This is a genomic window from Massilia paldalensis (genome assembly GCF_044901715.1).
GTDB classification, from domain to species: domain Bacteria; phylum Pseudomonadota; class Gammaproteobacteria; order Burkholderiales; family Burkholderiaceae_D; genus Telluria; species Telluria paldalensis.
This window is the reverse complement of sequence record NZ_JBJCIU010000004.1, coordinates 263445-280425: the sequence shown is the minus strand read 5'-3', so window position 1 is coordinate 280425 and position 16981 is coordinate 263445. Positions and strand designations below refer to the sequence as shown.

15 protein-coding genes are annotated in these 16981 nt (G+C 66.6%); 7 read left to right on the top strand and 8 right to left on the bottom strand.

The annotated features are described in order from the left end of the window. Positions 1-83: 83 nt before the first annotated feature. Entirely contained in the window at positions 84-1016 is a 933-nt protein-coding gene (locus tag ACI1V7_RS20585) for a peptidylprolyl isomerase (RefSeq protein ID WP_404533709.1), read from the bottom strand. A 182-nt stretch (positions 1017-1198) separates the two neighbouring features. Here ACI1V7_RS20585 and ACI1V7_RS20580 point away from each other — a divergent pair, with 182 nt between their 5' ends. Both ACI1V7_RS20580 and ACI1V7_RS20575 read left to right on the top strand, forming a co-directional pair. After that, complete coding sequence (locus ACI1V7_RS20580; protein WP_404533707.1) at positions 1199-1843, top strand: VTT domain-containing protein; 645 nt, start codon at positions 1199-1201, stop codon at positions 1841-1843. A gap of 155 nt (positions 1844-1998) precedes the next feature. Then, entirely contained in the window at positions 1999-3168 is a 1170-nt protein-coding gene (locus tag ACI1V7_RS20575; protein ID WP_404533704.1) for a carbonic anhydrase, read from the top strand. Between the two features lie 120 nt (positions 3169-3288). On the opposite strand, the gene ACI1V7_RS20570 is transcribed toward ACI1V7_RS20575, so the two are convergent. The 3 genes from ACI1V7_RS20570 to tsaE all read right to left on the bottom strand — a co-directional run bounded on the left by ACI1V7_RS20570 (position 3289) and on the right by tsaE (position 6066). Next, positions 3289-4107, bottom strand: a complete 819-nt coding sequence (locus ACI1V7_RS20570; protein ID WP_404533702.1) for a D-hexose-6-phosphate mutarotase — start codon at positions 4105-4107, stop codon at positions 3289-3291. Between the two features lie 82 nt (positions 4108-4189). Continuing rightward, positions 4190-5617, bottom strand: coding sequence for an N-acetylmuramoyl-L-alanine amidase (locus ACI1V7_RS20565; RefSeq protein WP_404533700.1), 1428 nt, complete (start codon positions 5615-5617; stop codon positions 4190-4192). Continuing rightward, positions 5581-6066: a tRNA (adenosine(37)-N6)-threonylcarbamoyltransferase complex ATPase subunit type 1 TsaE gene (gene tsaE / locus ACI1V7_RS20560; protein WP_404533698.1), complete on the bottom strand. Its 486-nt coding sequence runs from the start codon at positions 6064-6066 to the stop codon at positions 5581-5583. The genes ACI1V7_RS20565 and tsaE overlap by 37 nt, the downstream gene beginning before the upstream one ends. Positions 6067-6136: 70 nt before the next feature. On the opposite strand from tsaE, the gene queG reads away from it, so the two are divergent. Further along, positions 6137-7249: a tRNA epoxyqueuosine(34) reductase QueG gene (gene queG / locus ACI1V7_RS20555; RefSeq protein ID WP_404533697.1), complete on the top strand. Its 1113-nt coding sequence runs from the start codon at positions 6137-6139 to the stop codon at positions 7247-7249. On the opposite strand, the gene ACI1V7_RS20550 is transcribed toward queG, so the two are convergent. The 3 genes from ACI1V7_RS20550 to ACI1V7_RS20540 all read right to left on the bottom strand — a co-directional run bounded on the left by ACI1V7_RS20550 (position 7246) and on the right by ACI1V7_RS20540 (position 10406). Then, positions 7246-7575 carry a DUF3052 family protein gene (locus tag ACI1V7_RS20550; RefSeq protein ID WP_404533695.1) on the bottom strand — a complete coding sequence of 110 codons (330 nt, stop codon included), beginning with the start codon at positions 7573-7575 and terminating at the stop codon, positions 7246-7248. The two genes, queG and ACI1V7_RS20550, sit on opposite strands and share 4 nt — an antisense overlap. 173 nt (positions 7576-7748) lie before the next feature. Further along, the gene (locus tag ACI1V7_RS20545; protein ID WP_404533693.1) at positions 7749-8375 is read right to left on the bottom strand and encodes a response regulator transcription factor; all 627 of its coding nucleotides are present in this window, start codon (positions 8373-8375) and stop codon (positions 7749-7751) included. A gap of 33 nt (positions 8376-8408) precedes the next feature. Then, the gene (locus ACI1V7_RS20540; RefSeq protein WP_404533691.1) at positions 8409-10406 is read right to left on the bottom strand and encodes a sensor histidine kinase; all 1998 of its coding nucleotides are present in this window, start codon (positions 10404-10406) and stop codon (positions 8409-8411) included. A gap of 130 nt (positions 10407-10536) precedes the next feature. Here ACI1V7_RS20540 and ACI1V7_RS20535 point away from each other — a divergent pair, with 130 nt between their 5' ends. From ACI1V7_RS20535 to ACI1V7_RS20520, 4 genes are all read left to right on the top strand, one after another. Beyond that, complete coding sequence (locus ACI1V7_RS20535; protein ID WP_404533689.1) at positions 10537-11544, top strand: TRAP transporter substrate-binding protein; 1008 nt, start codon at positions 10537-10539, stop codon at positions 11542-11544. Positions 11545-12107: 563 nt separating this feature from the next. Next, on the top strand, positions 12108-12638 hold the full coding sequence (locus tag ACI1V7_RS20530; protein WP_404533688.1) for a methylated-DNA--[protein]-cysteine S-methyltransferase: 531 nt from the start codon (positions 12108-12110) through the stop codon (positions 12636-12638). Then, positions 12611-13516: a site-specific tyrosine recombinase XerD gene (gene xerD, locus ACI1V7_RS20525; RefSeq protein WP_404533687.1), complete on the top strand. Its 906-nt coding sequence runs from the start codon at positions 12611-12613 to the stop codon at positions 13514-13516. The genes ACI1V7_RS20530 and xerD overlap by 28 nt, the downstream gene beginning before the upstream one ends. Before the next feature lie 75 nt (positions 13517-13591). Continuing rightward, entirely contained in the window at positions 13592-13768 is a 177-nt protein-coding gene (locus ACI1V7_RS20520) for a hypothetical protein (RefSeq protein ID WP_404533685.1), read from the top strand. Between the two features lie 90 nt (positions 13769-13858). Here ACI1V7_RS20520 and ACI1V7_RS20515 read toward each other — a convergent pair whose 3' ends face one another. Next, the gene (locus ACI1V7_RS20515) at positions 13859-16978 is read right to left on the bottom strand and encodes an efflux RND transporter permease subunit (RefSeq protein ID WP_404533683.1); all 3120 of its coding nucleotides are present in this window, start codon (positions 16976-16978) and stop codon (positions 13859-13861) included. Between the last annotated feature and the right edge of the window lie 3 nt (positions 16979-16981).

Here is a 16981-nt window from a genome sequence, read left to right as displayed (position 1 = left end):
TTGTCAAAACGTGCTTCAGCGATCTTTCCTGAAAAAGTGCTCTGACCCCGAATTTCAGCGAAAAAGTGCTCTGACCCCGAATTTCAGGGTTGTTCGCGCACGGGGAGCGGGACGGCGCACAGGTCGATGTGGCCGGCCGAGAACTTGGTGAACGGGCCGCCGCGGTGGCGTTGGGCGTCGACCACGGCCTGGAAGGTCGCCGTCTCGGTGCGCATGACTTCGAACCTGCTGCGCTCGGAGGCGGGCACGTCGGCGGCGACCTTCACGGACTTGATCGGCACCTGCTGCTCCGGCTTGTCATAGAAGCCCATTGCTGCCGTGCCGCGCGGCAGTGCCGCCAGTTCGGGCATGCCGGAGATTACGCGGCCGACCACGGTCAGGTTGCGGTCCAGGTGGCGCGCCGGGCCGATGACGGCGTACAGGGCGGTGCCGCCGCCGCTGTCGGCATCGTTGTCGCGCGCCACGGCCACGCTGCCATAGCAGTGCGCGATCCAGGTCTCGCCCGTCTTCGGGTCGCGCCCGACGGGAAAGCCGTCGGAATGGCCGACCTGGGGAGCATAGCCGTCGACGTCGGGCAGGCGCACGAAGTGCTTGTCGCTGGCCAGCGGTACGGTAAATTCCGCTTTCAGGGTCTTTTGCGCGCCTTTCACGGGGCGGGCCTTGTCGTTCTCGTCGTTCGGATCGGCCCATTGCACCACCCAATTGTCCTGCACCCGCACGATGGCCAGGCCGTCGAAATAGTGATTGCGTACCAGCGCCTTGATGTTCTTCACGTGATTGGGTGCAAACACGGGCGACATCTCGATCACCACGCGGCCCCAGGGCATCTCCATGTACAGCGTGTTGTCGGGGTCGAGTGGACGCCAGTCGGCCGGCTTGGACGCCTTGACGATGTCGGCCACGCTCGGCTTCGGCGGCAATTCCTTGCCCGCAGTGGCGGCCGCGGCGGCCGAGGATGCCAGCAGCGCGCAGGCGCCCAGCAGCAGGATGCGGTGGATCGTTCGGTACGGCGTCATCTGTTCTCCCCGGCCCGCCCCATGGCGAACCCATCGTGGTTAATGTGGCGAAGATTGTAATCCGGAAAATAGCCGATCCGGATAGTGGCTGCCTCCTTAAATTCTCTGCCATTGTCGTTGCGCGTTTTGCCATATCCGGTGCGGACCGGTGGTATCATGCTGCGCTACCGTTTAGGATAATTATGGATCTGATGCAATTTTTCGACATGATCCTGCATGTCGATAAAACCTTGGGCGCTCTGCTCGCCCAGTACGGGGTCTACGTCTATATCGTGCTGTTTGCGATCGTGTTCTGCGAGACCGGCCTCGTGGTGCTGTTCTTCTTCCCGGGCGACACCCTGCTGTTCATCGCCGGCGCCTTCTGCGCGACGGGGGAGATGAGCTATCCCTTGCTGACGGCCCTCCTGATCATCGCGGCGGTCACGGGCAATACCCTGAATTACTACATCGGCGGGGCGATCGGCCACCGCGTGTTCACCCACGACTACCGCTGGCTGAACAAGGATGCGCTGCAGCGTACCCACGAGTTCTTCGAGAAGCACGGCGGCAAGACCATCATCCTGGCGCGCTTCGTGCCGGTGGTGCGTACCTTCGCGCCGTTCGTGGCCGGCATCTCGGAGATGACCCATGCGCGCTTCCAGATGTACAACGTGACGGGCGCCGTGCTGTGGGTGGCGAGCCTCGTCACGGGCGGCTACTTCTTCGGCAATATCCCCGTCGTGCGCGACCACCTGACCACGATCGTGCTGGTCGGCGTCGGCGCTGCCGTCGTGCCGCTGGCGCTGGGCGGCCTGTACAAGTTCGGCCGCCGCGTGCTGAGCCGCTGACGGCATCTCCATCGCCGCCTCATCGAACGCGCCGCTTGCCGGCGCGTTTTCATTTATTGCCTGTTGCTTAAGAGCATCGATTTTTAGTTCCCAGGCTCAAGTTTACTGCCGGTCACGCCGTTAATGGGAGGACAGTTCACACTAACCTGATTCCCATGCGTAACCTCATTGCCCTGTTCGCTTGCTGCTGCCTCATCGCGCATACCGCTGCGAACGCGCGCACGAACGAGACCAGCGCCACGGACGCCGCCGCCAAGCTGGCCGCTTCCGTATCCCGGCCGGCTTCCGCATCGATGCCGTCCGCGGCAAAGAAGCCCGAGTCGCCGTCCGCCAGCCTGGCGAAGCCCGCATCGGCGGTGAATATCGTGCCGCCGAAAAAGCTGGGCGTGCCGCCTGCCGCCGCCGCTGCCACTGCTGCTGCCGCCCCCGGACCTGCTGCTGCCGCGAGCGCGCAGAGCGAGGAAGAGGCCGAAGTCGCGCTGTCGGAAAAGATCGCCAAGCGCCTGGCCGAGCTGCGCGAGCGCCAGGTGGCGCGCGCTTCCGCGGCCGACCGTGCCAGGAAGGCCGCGGACACGCGCCGCAAGAGCGAGGAGCGCGCCGCAGCAGCGGCGGCCGCGGCCGCAGTGGCCGCCGCCAATGCGCCCAAGCGCGGCACCGAGTGGTCGTACGAGGGCGAGCTCGGCCCGGCCAACTGGTCGAAGATCAACGACAACTGGGCCGCCTGCAGCCGCGGCAGCCGCCAGTCGCCGATCGACCTGCGCGACGGCCTCAAGGTCAACCTGGAACAGATCGCTTTCGATTACCACCCGTCCTCGTTCAACGAGATCAACAACGGCCACACGATTTCGGTGACGGTCGGCGGCGGCAACTTCATCACCGTGGGCAACCAGACCTACGAATTGCAGGAATTCCACTTCCACCGCCCGTCGGAAGAGCGCATCAACGGCAAGGGCACGGAAATGGTCATGCACATGGTGCACAAGAACTACGACGGCAAGATCGCGGTCGTCGCCGTGCTGCTCGAGCGCGGCCAGCAGCATGGCCTGATCCAGACCGTGTGGGACAACCTGCCGCTGGAAAAGAATATGGTGGTGTCGCCGGCCGTCGTGCTCAATCCGCTCGACGCCTTGCCGGAGCAGCGCGGTTACTTCACCTACATGGGCTCGCTGACCGAGCCGCCGTGCACGGAAAACGTGCTGTGGATCGTGTTCAAGCAGCCGCGCCAGGCATCGCCGGCCCAGATGGCGCTGTTCGCGCGCCTGTATCCCCTGAATGCGCGGCCCGTGCAGCCGACGTCGGGGCGCTTGATCAAAGAGTCGAACTGATTCGTCGTCGTCCCCGCGCAGGCGGGGACCCAAGTTCTGCCTGCGCTATCGAAACGCTTGCAACATTGGGTCCCTGCCTGCGCAGGGACGACGTGCTATTGGAAGGTGTCCTTCATCGGATCAAGCCACCGCGGGCCGGATCCGGTACTCGCCGCGCCAGGCGCCGCCCGGCTCCAGCACCTGCGGTCCCAGCAGCGCCGGCTCGATGCACACGAAGCGGCGGTATTCCTCGTCCTCCATGTCGGCCAGCGCGGCCGTGTCGGCGGCGCCCGGGTTCCACACGACGGCGTCGGTGAAGCCCTGCTGCTCCAGCACCAGCTGGTCGACGCCGTTGTCGAAGGCGATCGGGCCGGGGATGTGTTCGAACACCTGGTCCAGCTTGTCCGTGATGGCCAGCGTCTCGCCCTGCACGCCGTCGATGCGCACGGCCTCGACGTCTTCCACCAGGTGGTAGGTATGCAGCGCGGCGGCGAAGGGGAAGGGCTGCGTGCCCGTGTTGCGCACGTCGAGCGTCAGCGCCAGGTCGCATTTTTGGATGGACACGCGCAGCTGCAGCTCGAACGGATGGGGCCAGGCGGCCGCCATCTGCGGCGCCAGGTCGGCCGGACCCAGGGCGAGCACGGCGAAGGCGGCGCCGTCCTGCTCGCCGCTATCGACTACGCGCCAGGTGCTGGTGCGGGCGAAGCCGTGGCGCGGGCCGTCGCCCCGTTCGGCGAACTGGGGGAAGATCACGGGGACGCCGCCGCGGATGGCGCGCTGGCCGTCCAGCGCCGACAGGGTGCTCAGGAACAGGCGTTCCTGCCCCGGCGCGCCGCTGCTGGCGGCCGGCTTCCACGACACCAGGTGGGCGCCGTACAGGGTAATGGTGGCTTCGGCGCCGTCTGGCGCGCGCAGTTGCAGGGCGGGCAGTTGCCCGAATTGGATGGTCGTTGCGCTCACGAAAGACTCCTCATCAGGATGCCGGATAGAGCGCCGCACGCGCCGTTCGTTCTGCGCGCATGGGGGAGCTACCGGACTTGCATCAAGTCATGCGGCTCTTCGCCAGCGGCGGATTGTACGCGAAGTAGCGCTTGATGCCCTTGGTGATCGCATCGGCGAGCTGGTCCTTGTAGCCGCTGTCCTTCAGCTTGGCTTCTTCCTCGGGGTTCGAGATGAACGCCGTCTCGACCAGGATCGAGGGGATGTCCGGCGCCTTCAGCACGGCGAAGCCGGCCTGTTCGACGGCGCCCTTGTGCAGGCGGTTGATGCCGCCGATCTCGGACAGCACGGCCTTGCCCAGCTTCATGCTGTCGTTGATCTGGGCCGTCGTCGACAGGTCGAACAGCACGCTGGCCAGCTGCTTGTCGTGGCTGCCCAGATTGACGCCGCCGATCAGGTCGGCCTTGTTCTGGTCGTCCGCCAGCCAGCGCGCCGCGGTCGAGCTCGCGCCTTTTTCCGACAGCACGAACACCGAGGAGCCGCGCGCCGTCGGCTGCACGAAGGCGTCCGCGTGGATCGACACGAACAGGTCGGCCTGCACGTTGCGCGCCTTTTCCACGCGCTTGCCCAGGGGGACGAAGAAGTCGGCGTCGCGCGTGAGCATCACGCGCGTGTTGGGCAGCGCTTCCAGCTTGGCCTTCAGGCGCTTGGCGATCTCCAGCACGATGTCCTTCTCGTGCGTGCCGGTGGCGCCGGTCGCGCCCGGATCCTCGCCGCCATGGCCGGGGTCGAGGGCGATGGTGACCATGCGCGCGACCTTGGGGCCGGGCGCGGGCTTGCTCGCCGCCGGCGGCTGGGGCGTGGTCGGCTGCGGGGCGGCCGGCGTCGGGCCGGCGCGCGCGGCGTCCGCTTCCAGCTTGGCGATGGCGTCCGGACCGGCCTGGCCCACCGTCGGTTCGCCCGGCTGGACCGGCGGCGCCGGCGTGGCGGGGGCGGCCGGCGCGGGCGTGGCGCTCCAGTTTTCCTTGGCGATCATCGCCGCCAGCGAATCGACGGGGCGGGTCGGATACAGGTCGAAGATCAGGCGGTGGCGGTAGCCGGCCACCGGCGCCAGGTTGAACACCTGCGGCTTGACCTCTTCCTTCAGGTCGAACACGAGGCGCACGACGTTGGGCCGGTTCTGGCCCACGCGCACCTGCTTGATGTACGGGTCGTTCGATTCCACCTTGGCAACGAGGCTCTTCAGCGTCTCGTTCAGCGCCAGGCCCTCGATGTCGACGACGAGGCGCGGCGGGTCGGGCACCATGAAGTGGCTGGCCTTCAGGTCGCCGTCGTTTTCCAGCGTGACGCGGGTGTACTCGTCGGCGGGCCAGACGCGCACGGCCATGATCTGGGCGGCGCTGGCCGAGGACGGGAGCAATGCGGGCGCAACCACGGACAGCAGCAGCGTGCCGCCGGCTTTCAGCGCCGTACGGCGCTTGGGCGAACCGGGAATCAGGGAATCGGGGGGAAGTGCAGGCGTTCGAGGCATAGCAGGCCTAATTCGGACAACGCCTGCAATTCTACCTCACGCCCGAGACCGCTGACTTCCAGCAATATCCGGACGTCGGGTGGCGGCAACACCGGCTCGCCCTTTTTCGGCCATTCGACGATGCAGACGTTGCGGCCGTCGAAGTCCTCGCGGAAGCCCGCGTCGAGGAATTCCTCGGGGCTGGACATGCGGTACAGGTCGTAGTGGATCACGTCGAGCGGGCGGCCGTCCAGCGTGACGCGGTAGGGCTCGGACAGCGTATAGGTCGGGCTTTTCACGGCGCCCCGGTGGCCGGCCGCCTGCAGCAGGGCGCGCGTCAGTGCCGTCTTGCCGGCGCCCAGGTCGCCGTGCAGGTAGATGACGAGGCCCGGCGCCAGCGCCCTGGCGAGGGCGGCGCCCAGGGCCTGGGTGGCGGATTCGTCGGGAAGAAAGGCACGGATAGGCTGCATGGGAAGGACTGCTTCGAATAAAATGTCGTGTTGCGCACCGCTGTCGCCGATGCGATCTTTGTTTCCTGCCATGTCCGCGCCCGCTTCCACATCCGCTTTCGCGTCCCCCGCCGATCTCGCCACGCTGGCCCGTTCCATCAAGGACTGGGGCCGGGAGCTGGGCTTCGCCGACGTGCGCATCGCCGACGTCGACCTCACGCGCCACGAGGAAGGCTTGCAGGCCTGGCTGGACGCCGGCCACCATGGCGAGATGGATTATATGGCAAGCCACGGCATGAAGCGCGCCCGGCCGGCCGAACTGGTCCCGGGCACGGTGCGCGTGATCAGCGCGCGCATGGATTACCTGCCGCAGGCCACGCCGGACGACTGGCGCGCGCGCGAACGCCTGCGCCAGGACGATCCGCAGGCGGCCGTCGTCTCCGTCTACGCGCGCGGCCGCGACTACCACAAGGTGCTCAGGAACCGCCTGCAGCAACTGGCCGAGCGCGTGCGCGGCGCCGTCGGCGACTATGGCTACCGGGTCTTCACGGATTCGGCCCCCGTCATGGAATTGCCGCTGGCGGAAAAGGCGGGACTGGGCTGGCGCGGCAAGCACACGCTGCTGCTCAGCCGGGAGGCGGGATCGACCTTCTTCATCGGCGAGATCCTCGTCGACCTGCCGCTGCCGGTGGACGCGCCGACGGGCGCCCACTGCGGCCAGTGCAGCGCCTGCATCGGAGCCTGCCCGACGGGCGCGATCCTGGGGCCGGGCCGGCTGGATGCGCGGCGCTGCATTTCCTACCTGACGATCGAACTGAAGGGCAGCATTCCGGAAGAATTCCGGCCGCTGCTGGGCAACCGCATCTACGGCTGCGACGATTGCCAGCTGGCGTGCCCGTGGAACAAGTTCGCCCAGCGGGGACGGCTGCCGGACTTCGACGAACGCAATGGCCTGGGGGCGGCCAGCCTGGTGGCATTGTTCGGCTGGGAAGAAGAGGAATTCAACCGGCGCATGGAAGGCAGCCCGATCCGCCGCATCGGCCACGAGCGCTGGCTGCGCAACCTGGCCGTCGGCCTGGGCAATGCGGCCGAGCGCGCGCCCGGGGATGCCGCCATCGTGGCCGCGCTGCGCGCCCGCGCCGATCATCCGTCGGCGCTGGTGCGCGAGCATGTGATGTGGGCGCTGGCGCGCCATGGAGGTTAAACCTCGATGCGCTTCATGCGCAGGGCCGACCAGTCCCCATCGACGGAAATCATGGCGACCGTCGTGATCCCGTTTTCCTCCGCATAGGCGCGGATCGAATCGCGGTTGATGTCGGTGGCCTTGGAGGCCGTCTGCTTCAGGTAGGCCACCCACAGCGAGCCCTTGTCGCCCATGCGTTCCTTGGCCGTCGGGAAGTATTGTTCGAGTTCCTTGCGGTTCAGCGCGAACATCAGCACCACGTCGTTCCTGTCCTGTTCGTTCTTCACGATCTGGGCGGGCATCTGGGACACCATGCCGGGATGGACGCTCCCGTTCAAGATCAGCATCGATTTCGCGGTCCTCAGGAACATCTTGTCTGCAATCGTCTTTTCGCTCATCTGGCTTCCCTAAAGAAATTTTGATGCGGCCGTTCGGCCATCGGCGGATGGGGACGATTCTACCGTCGAACGTCGAAAAGGCAGGGCACGCATGCATCCGTCGCGCCCGCCAGGACGGGGGCTTATTTCAGCAGGCCTGCCAGCTCGACGGCCGTCTTGACCTGCATCTTGTCGAAGATGTGGGCGCGGTGCACTTCGACCGTGCGCATGCTGATGCCCAGCTTGTCCGCCACGACCTTGTTCATGTTGCCGGCCAGGATCAGGTCGAGCACTTCGCGCTCGCGCGCCGACAGCGTGGCCAGGCGCGCACGCACGGCGCCCGAGGCGGCGGCCTGGCGCGAGGCGGCGAGGGCTTCCTCGACGCGGTCCATCAGCTGGTTGTCGTTGAACGGTTTCTCGAAGAAGTCGAAGGCGCCGCGCTTGAGGGAGTCGACGGCCATCGGCACGTCGCCGTGGCCGGTCAGGAAGATCACGGGCAGGCGCGCCAGCAGGCCGCGCGCGACCAGCTGGTCGAACACGGCGATGCCGTTCATGCCGGGCATGCGGACGTCGAGCAGGACGCAGTCGCCTTCATGGGCCCCACCCGGTGCTCCACCCGGCGCGCCGGCATCCGCCGCCTGTTCCTGGGCCGCGATGGCGTCGAGGAAGGCCTGGCCGCCCGCGTGGCCGCGCGCCGGCACGCCGCGCGATTGGGCAAGCCATGCGAGGGCGTCGCGGATGACGTCTTCGTCGTCGACGATGTGCAGCATAAACGGAGGCTCCTTGGTTTTTCCGGCCGTATTTTAGCCCAGCGCCGCGTGTTCGGCCTGGGCCTGTTGCAGCGTGAAGGTGAAGACGGTGCCGCCGCCGGGATTGTCGGCATGGGTCAGCGTACCGCCATGGAATTCGATCGCCGTGCGGCAGATCGACAGTCCCATGCCCATGCCCTCGGCCTTGGTCGAGAAGAACGGCGAGAACAGGCGCTCGGCCACTTCGGGCGCGATGCCGTGGCCATGGTCGCTGACGGACACGGACACGTGCCCGTCGGCGGACGCCGCCGAGATGCGCAGCAGGCGGTGCTCCGGATCGCTGCCCTGCATGGCCTCGATGCCGTTGCGCGTGAGGTTCAGCAGCACCTGTTCCAGCAGCAGGCGGTCGGCCAGCACGGGCGGCAGGCTGGAAGGCACCGCGAACTGCAGCGTCACGTAGCTCTGCCGCGCCTGCAGTTCGACGAGGGCGCGGATGCCGTCGACCACCTGCGGGATCGACACGCGCTCGCGGCGCGGTTCGCGCTTCTTCACGAATTCGTGCACGCTGCGGATGATCTGGCCGGCGCGCCGCGCCTGGGTGTTCGCCTGTTCCAGTGCGCGGCGCAGCATGCCCGTGTCGAGCGGCGCCCCGGTGCCTTCGTCGGCGCGCGCCAGCACGTTCAGGGCGCCGGCCGTGTAGCTGGAGATGGCGGCCAGCGGCTGGTTCAGTTCGTGCGCCAGCATCGACGAGATCTCGCCCATGGTGGCCAGGCGCGCGCTCGCTTCCAGCTTTTCCTGCTGCTGGCGCGCCAGTTCCTCGGCGTGCTTGCGGTCCGTGATGTCGAGCATGGAACTCATCCAGCCCGTGTGGCGCCCGTGGCTGTCGACCAGCGGCGCCTCGAACACCAGCACCGGCACGCGCTCGCCGTCGGGGCGCTGGAACACGGTCTCGAACTGGGGCACGGCGTCGCCCTCGAGCACCTTCCGCAAGCGGTATTCGTAGTCGGCCATCGCTTCCGGCGCCCAGTAGGGCATGGGCGGGCGCTTGCCGATCAATTCCTCGGCGGGCAGGCCGACCATGCGGCAGAACGCGGGGTTGACGTAGGTGACGCGGCCCTCGAGGTCGCGTGCGCGCAGGCCCGTCAGCAGCGAGTTTTCCATCGCCGTGCGGAAGGCCATCTGCTGGCGCAGCGCGTTCTCGGCGGCCACCGTGCGCGCGATGTGGCGCCACAGCGTGGCCAGCGACAGCACCAGGCCAAGGGCCAGCACGATCACCGAGCCGACCAGCAGATTCGGCAGCAGCCGCGGCGCGCCCTTGACGCTGTCGGTGGCCAGCACGATCGAGGCGCCGGGCAGGTCGAGCGCGCGCTTGTGCGTGTAGACGCCACGCCCGGGACCGCCGGCGGCGCGGCGCGCCACCACGTGGTCGTCGCGGTCGAGCAGGGACAGGGCATTGTCCTGGGCGAACCACCAGGGCACGTTCTCGTCGAGCAGCACCTGCAGGTTGTAGGTGGCGACCAGGCTGCCGACATAGGTGCGGCCGTGGTACAGGGGCAGGTGGAAGTCGACCAGGCCGTGCATCAGGCCGGTGGCGCCGTAGGGGTCGCTGTAGCGGCCCGTGCGCATGGTGCGCGACATGGCGCCCGCCTCGCGCGAGGATTCCGTCAGGCCCGCGGCCGGCAATTCCATGCCGCGCGCCGCGCGCACCTTGCCGTCGGCGTCGAACCAGACGACGCGCAGCACTTCGTGGCCCGTCCTGAGCATTTGCGCCAGGCGCGCCTGCAGCGCGTCGTGCGGCGGATTGCTGACGGCCAGGTCGTTGCCCAGCGTGGCCAGCGCTTCCTCGCTGCGCGCCAGTTCGAAGCGCAATGTCTGCTCGACCCACAGGGTGTCCGCGATCAGCTGTTCCTGGCGCTCGTTGCTTTCCATCTGGCGCGCCTGCCAGGGAAGCCACATCAGCACGAGCAGGAACAGCAGCACCAGCAGCACGGGCACCAGCCAGCGCCAGGGGCCTTCGGGGACGGGACGGGGAATCGAGAATGCGTTCTTCATGCGCTGTATTGATGGGCTGACGTGTTACCGTACGGAGAGCTGATGACTGTGGTTATCCACAATGGCGAGCAGCAGGGAAGCTCCGCAGACTTCCCGCTACAACATACACCGAATCAAGACGAGACGACATATGAGCAACCACGCCACGGCCTGCGTACTGGCGTTCGCCCTGGGTTGGGGAAGCGCGGCGACGGCCGCGGCGGCCCAGGAACCCATCATCATCAAGTTCAGCCACGTGGTCGCCACCGGCACGCCCAAGGGCCAGGCCGCCGAACGGTTCAAGGAAAGGGCGGAACAGCTGACGCGCGGGCGGGTCAGGGTCGAAGTCTACCCGAACAGCCAGCTGTACAAGGACAAAGAGGAGCTGGAAGCGCTGCAGCTGGGCGCCGTGCAGATGCTGGCACCCTCGCTGGCCAAGTTCGGCCCCCTGGGCGTGAAGGAATTCGAGGCGTTCGACCTGCCGTACATCTTCCCGACCAAGGCCGCGCTGTACGCCGTCACGGAAGGGCCCATCGGCAAGGGCCTGCTGAAGAAGCTGGAGCCGAAGGGCATCGTCGGCCTGGCCTACTGGGACAACGGCTTCAAGGTCATGTCGGCCAACCGTCCCCTGCATGCGCCGGCCGACTTCCGCGGGCTGCGCATGCGCATCCAGGGCTCCAAGGTGCTCGACGCGCAGATGCGCGCGCTGGGCGCCTATCCGATGCCGCTGGCGTTCTCGGACGCCTATCCGGCCCTGCAGAGCGGCCTGGTGGACGGCACGGAGAATCCGCCCTCGAACATGTACACGCAGCGCATGCACGAGGTGCAGAAATACCTGACCGTCTCGAACCACGGCTACCTGGGCTATGCCGTCATCGTCAACAAGAAGTTCTGGGACGGCTTGCCGTCCGACGTGCGCGGCCAGCTCGAGCAGGCGATGCGCGAGGCGACCGGCTTCGAGAAGCAGATCGCCCAGCGCGACAACGACGCCGCCCTGGCCGCCATCCGCAAGACGGGCCATACCACCATCTATACGCTCACGCCCCAGCAGCAGGCCGAGTGGCGGCGTGCCCTGCTGCCCGTGCAGCAGCAGATGGCCGACCGCATCGGGCGCGACCTGATCGAGTCGATCAACCGCGCCACGTCGCAGGTACGCTGACGCCATGACGGCGCAGTCGCGCGACATCATGTCTTACGTTTGATTAACATCATTACAGAAACGATAGCGGCCCGGTAAGGTAGCCATCCCTGCCGGCTACCGCGGCGTGTGACGATCCCGGAACGGGATTGCTTCAAAATTTCCGCAAAGAATAAATTTGTTGCCGCAGTCCGCATTGGTATTTCCCGTAGTTAATAAATCACGAGATTCAGGCGTCTTTATACCTATTCAGGCGCATGTATAGCTGAGATATATTTCGTGAATGTATATAAAAAACTACGCTGTGCTTATGCGGATGCGTTATGATGGAGCATCTTCAGCACCACGATGGTGCATGTAGACGAACCGGATACGAATTTGGGGAGAGGTACAGAAGAGCGGTAATCGAATTACCGGAAAAAAGTTTGGAGGAGACACACGTTCTAAAGATGCCGCCGGCATGACCGAGCGACCGGGAATGTGACCAAATTGAAAGCGCACCCAACCCGGTGCGCTTTTTTTTTACCTGCCGCCGCCGGGCGCCGGGACTTGCGGCCATGCGCGCCGGGTTTTACACTGCATCGATGAGCACACAACAAGGCAGCGAGATCTTCAGCGCGATCGTCGCGGCGCCGTTCGGCGCGATGGGCATCCGTACCGAGGGAGAGCGGCTGCGCGAGCTGGTCTACCTGCCGTCCCACTATGCCGAAAAGGCGCCCGTCGACGCCGCGGCCGAACGCACCGCCGTCCAGCTGGCGCGCTACTTCGCCGATGCGGACTTCCGCTTCGACCTGGCGCTGGTGGAGCTGGGCAGCGCGTTCCAGCGCCGCGTATGGGACATGATCGCGTCGATCCCGCGCGGCAGCGTGCGCACCTACGGCCAGCTGGCCAAGCTGCTCGAGTCGCATCCGCGCGCCATCGGCCAGGCCTGCGGCGCCAACTGGTTCCCGCTGGTGATTCCCTGCCACCGCGTGACGGCCGCCGGCGGCCTGGGCGGCTTCGCCAACCACGACGACGAGAACGGCTTCCACCTGGGCGTCAAGCGCTGGCTGCTGCGCCACGAAGGTGCGCTCGCTACCGACATGCCATGGCAGCAACAGTCGATTTTCCCCTGATCGACGCGTTCTGCGACGCGCTCTGGCTGGAACACGGGCTGGCGAAGAATTCGCTGGATGCGTACCGGCGCGACTTGCGCCTGTTCGCGCGCTGGCTCGAGGTCAAGCGCCCCGAGCGCGCCAGCCTGTACCACGTCGAGCCGCACGACATCGCCGCCTATTTCGCCGACCGCCATCCGGAATCGAAACCCAGCACGGCCAACCGTCGCCTGTCCGTGCTGAAGCGTTTCTACCAGCTGGCCCTGCGCGACAAGCACGTCGACGCCGACCCGTGCCTGAAGATGGCCTCGGCCAAGCAACCGCTGCGCTTCGTCCATACGCTGAGCGAATCCCAGGTCGAGGCGCTGCTGGCCGCGCCGGACGTGTCGACGCCGCTCGGCCTGCGCGAGCGCACCATGCTGGAACTGATGTACGCCAGCGGACTGCGGGTGTCGGAACTGGTCGCCCTGAAGCTGGTGGAACTGAGCCTGAACGACGGCGTGCTGCGCATCACGGGCAAGGGCAGCAAGACCCGCCTGGTGCCGTTCGGCGAGCAGGCGCGCCACTGGCTGGAGCGCTACATGAAGGAGGCGCGCGGCGTGATTCTCAATGGCCAGGTCGACGACGCCTTGTTCGTGACGGGCCGCGGCGGCCCGATGACACGCCAGATGTTCTGGGTCGTGATCAAGAAGCATGCGGCGCGGGCCGGCATCACGGCGCCGCTGTCGCCGCACACGCTGCGGCACGCCTTCGCCACCCACCTGCTGAACCACGGTGCTGACCTGCGCGTGGTGCAATTGCTGTTGGGACATTCCGACATTTCCACGACCCAGATCTATACCCACGTCGCCCGCGAACGCCTGAAGCACCTGCACGCCAACCACCATCCGCGTGGCTGACGATCAAACCCTGCGGCCCGACCTGGTCCATAATGGCCCAGTAGGATTTTTCCCAACGAGACACGCGAGGTAAGCATGGCCAAGACGAATTTCCAGTACGAGAAGCGGCAGCGGGAGTTGGAAAAGAAGCGCAAGGCGGAGGAAAAGGCCAAGCGCAAGGCGGAGGCCAAGCAGGGCAGGCCGGAGGGCGGGGAAGAAGCGGCTGCCGAGGATTCCGGCGAGGATGCGGAGCGGGAGCAGGATCCGGCTTGAGCCGTCTCCCCGTCGCCCTGCGCAGGCAGGGGCCCAAGTTCGCGTCCGAGTCGAACAATTGGGCCCCTGCCTGCGCAGGGGCGACGGTAGCTACGTCGTTTGTTCCTTCAGCGGCGCGGCATCGACCACTTCCTCCTCATGCCCGCGCTTGAACCAGCGCGCCGCCCGTTTGCCGAAACTGTCCAGGTAAGTGTAGGCCACCGGCACCACTACCAGCGTCAGCAGCGTCGACGTGATCACCCCGCCGATCACGGCGCGCCCCATCGGCGCCTGCGTTTCTCCGCCTTCGCCCATGCCGATCGCCATCGGCAGCATGCCGAAGATCATCGCCAGCGTCGTCATCAGGATCGGGCGCAGGCGCACCTGGCCCGCTTCCATCAGCGCGTCGAACTGCGGCCTGCCTTCGCGCTGGCGCTGGTTGGCGAAGTCCACCAGCAGGATCGCGTTCTTCGTCACCAATCCCATCAGCATGACGATGCCGATCACGGAGAAGATGTTCAGCGTCGTCTTGGTGATCAACAGGGCCACCAGCACGCCGATCATCGACAGGGGCAGCGACACCATGATCGCGATCGGCTGCAGGAAGCTGCCGAACTGCGAGGCCAGCACCAGGTAGATGAAGACGACGGCGATGGCCAGCGCGACCATGAAGCCGGACATGGTCTCGTCCATCTGCTGGGCGTCGCCGCCGACGTCGAAGCGGATGCCGTCCGGCAGCTCGATCGACTTCATCGCCTTGTTCACCTCCGTCATGACGTCGCCCAGCGGACGGCCTTCCAGCCCCGCATAGATGGCGACGCGCCGCTGCAGCGCCTGGCGCTTGAGCACCTGCGGGCTGGTCGACGGCACGAAGTCGACGACCTGGCGCAGCGGCACCATGACCGGGTTGCCGGCCGCGTCGCGCCGGCTCGACGCCACGGACAGGTCGGCCAGGTCGGCGACCCTTTCGCGGCCCGACTTCGGCAGCTGCACGTTGACCTCGTAGTTCTGGCCGTCCGGCGCCAGCCAGCGGTTGGTCTGGTCGCCGGCGACGAAGGGACGCAGCGCCGTGCCGATCTGCTGCACCGACAGGCCCAGGTCGCTGGCCATCTCGTGGTTGATCCTGACGATCGTGGCCGGATTCGCGCCTTCCTGGCTGTACTCGATGTCCGCCACGCCGCGGATCGCGCGCATCTTGTCCATCAGGCGGTGGGCGACGGCGTCCAGCTTTTCGTCGTCGTTGCCGAGGATGGCGATGAAGATGGGGCGGTTGCCCACGGTGAGCGTCACGCCGGGAATCGATTGCAGGCGGTCGCGGATCACCTTTTCCATGTCCTGCTGCGAGCGTCGGTGCGTCTTGTGCACGTCGGTCAGCTTCAAATTCACTTCCGAGTAGTTGCGGCCTTCCCAGGCGCCGACGATGGTCGAGACGCTCTCGATTTCCTTGAACTCGGCCAGCGCCGCCTCGATCTGGCGCAGCTTCGCGTCCGAGTAGTCGAGGCTGGAGCCGACGGGGGTCTTGAAGCGCAGGTGGATGAAGCCGTCGTCGACCTGGGGCACGAATTCGCCGCCGATCTTCGGCACCAGCAGCAGGCTGCCGGCGAACAGCAGCACGGCCGCCAGCAGCGTCGACTTGCGCCAGGCGAGGGCGAACGACAGCCCGCTGGCGTACCAGACGTGCACGCGGTCGATGCCGCGGTCCAGCCAGGCCATGAAGCGGCCCAGCCACGGCGCATACTTGAAGCGGTCCTTGGCCGGGTCCGGCCAGACCGAGGACAGCATGGGGTCCAGCGTGAAGCTGACGAACAGCGACACCATCACGGCCACGGCGACCGTGATCCCGAACTGCAGGAAGAAGCGGCCGATGATGCCCTGCATGAAGGCGATCGGCACGAACACGGCAACGATGGCGAAGGTGGTGGCCATGACGGCCAGGCCGATCTCGTTGGTGCCGTCTTCCGCGGCGCGCACGTGGCTCTTGCCCATGCCCAGGTGGCGCACGATGTTCTCGCGCACGACGATGGCGTCGTCGATCAGGAGGCCGATGCACAGCGACAGCGCCATCAAGGTCAGGAAGTTCAGCGTGAAGCCGAAGTACTTCATGGCGATGAAGCTGGCCAGCACGGAGATCGGCAGCGTCAGGCCCGTGATGACGGTACTGCGCCACGAGTGCAGGAACAGGAACACGATCACCATGGTCAGCACGGCGCCTTCGACGATGGTGCGCTTGACGTTGTCGAGCTGGCCCTGCACGTTCTTCGCCTTATCGTCTAGGATGGTGAAGCGCACGTCCTTCGGCAGCGTGGCCTTCATCGCCTCGATGGCGGCCTTGACGCCGTTGCCCACCTCCACCGTGTTGGCGTCCTGGATCTTGGCGATCTCCAGCGAGATGGCGCGCTCGCCGTTGACGCGCGAGATCGAGTCCTCCTCGGCGGCGCCGTCCGAGACCTGCGCCACCTGGTGCAGGTAGACGGGACCGTTGGCGCGGTTGGCGACGATGATGCGGTTGAAGTCGGCCGCCTGCTTCATCTTGCCTTCGATGCGCACGAGGTTCTCGCGCTCGCCGCGGCTGATGCGGCCGGCCGGCAGGTTGGCATTGGTCGCCGTGATCGCGTTCATGACCTCGTCGATGCCGACGTTCAGGCTGCGCAGCTGGTCCGGGCGGATGTCGACCAGCACCTGCCGGTTCTGGCGGCCGTTGACGCGGATCTGGCCGACGCCGGCGACGGACTGCAGGCGCTTGACGATCACCTGGTCGGTCAGCATGGACAGGTCGCGCAGGCTGCGTTCGTGCGAGGTCAGCGACAGCAGGATCACGGGTTGCCGGTTCTCGCCTTCCTCGCGCAGCACGAGCGGCTCCTTGACCTCGCGCGGAAAGCCGCCGCGCACGGTGCTGATGCGGTCACGCAGGTCCTGCACGGCGCGGTCCATGTCGGTGGTGAGCTGGAATTCGATGCCCACGCCCGAGCGGCCCTCCCAGGAACTGCTGCGGATGGTCTTGATGCCGCCGACGGTGTTCGCCGCTTCCTCGAGGGGGCGGGTGACGTCGTTCTCGACCTGCTCGGGCGAGGCGCCCGGATACTGGGTCTCGATGAAGACGGCCGGGATCTCGATGTTCGGCATGCTCTCCACGCCCAGGCCGCGGTAGGAGAACAGGCCCAGCACCATCAGGCCGACCATCACCATGGTCGCGAACACGGGGTGCTTGATGCTGACGCGGGTCATGAACATGGG

What these genes read in the sequence shown, in the direction of transcription:
- ACI1V7_RS20585 (WP_404533709.1), bottom strand. Translation starts at nt 1,016, where the DNA reads ATGACGCCGTACCGAACGATCCACCGCATCCTGCTGCTGGGCGCCTGC.
- ACI1V7_RS20580 (WP_404533707.1), top strand. Translation starts at nt 1,199, where the DNA reads ATGGATCTGATGCAATTTTTCGACATGATCCTGCATGTCGATAAAACC.
- ACI1V7_RS20575 (WP_404533704.1), top strand. Translation starts at nt 1,999, where the DNA reads ATGCGTAACCTCATTGCCCTGTTCGCTTGCTGCTGCCTCATCGCGCAT.
- ACI1V7_RS20565 (WP_404533700.1), bottom strand. Translation starts at nt 5,617, where the DNA reads ATGCCTCGAACGCCTGCACTTCCCCCCGATTCCCTGATTCCCGGTTCG.
- tsaE (WP_404533698.1), bottom strand. Translation starts at nt 6,066, where the DNA reads ATGCAGCCTATCCGTGCCTTTCTTCCCGACGAATCCGCCACCCAGGCC.
- queG (WP_404533697.1), top strand. Translation starts at nt 6,137, where the DNA reads ATGTCCGCGCCCGCTTCCACATCCGCTTTCGCGTCCCCCGCCGATCTC.
- ACI1V7_RS20550 (WP_404533695.1), bottom strand. Translation starts at nt 7,575, where the DNA reads ATGCTGATCTTGAACGGGAGCGTCCATCCCGGCATGGTGTCCCAGATG.
- ACI1V7_RS20545 (WP_404533693.1), bottom strand. Translation starts at nt 8,375, where the DNA reads ATGCTGCACATCGTCGACGACGAAGACGTCATCCGCGACGCCCTCGCA.
- ACI1V7_RS20540 (WP_404533691.1), bottom strand. Translation starts at nt 10,406, where the DNA reads ATGAAGAACGCATTCTCGATTCCCCGTCCCGTCCCCGAAGGCCCCTGG.
- ACI1V7_RS20535 (WP_404533689.1), top strand. Translation starts at nt 10,537, where the DNA reads ATGAGCAACCACGCCACGGCCTGCGTACTGGCGTTCGCCCTGGGTTGG.
- ACI1V7_RS20530 (WP_404533688.1), top strand. Translation starts at nt 12,108, where the DNA reads ATGAGCACACAACAAGGCAGCGAGATCTTCAGCGCGATCGTCGCGGCG.
- xerD (WP_404533687.1), top strand. Translation starts at nt 12,611, where the DNA reads ATGGCAGCAACAGTCGATTTTCCCCTGATCGACGCGTTCTGCGACGCG.
- ACI1V7_RS20520 (WP_404533685.1), top strand. Translation starts at nt 13,592, where the DNA reads ATGGCCAAGACGAATTTCCAGTACGAGAAGCGGCAGCGGGAGTTGGAA.
- ACI1V7_RS20515 (WP_404533683.1), bottom strand. Translation starts at nt 16,978, where the DNA reads ATGTTCATGACCCGCGTCAGCATCAAGCACCCCGTGTTCGCGACCATG.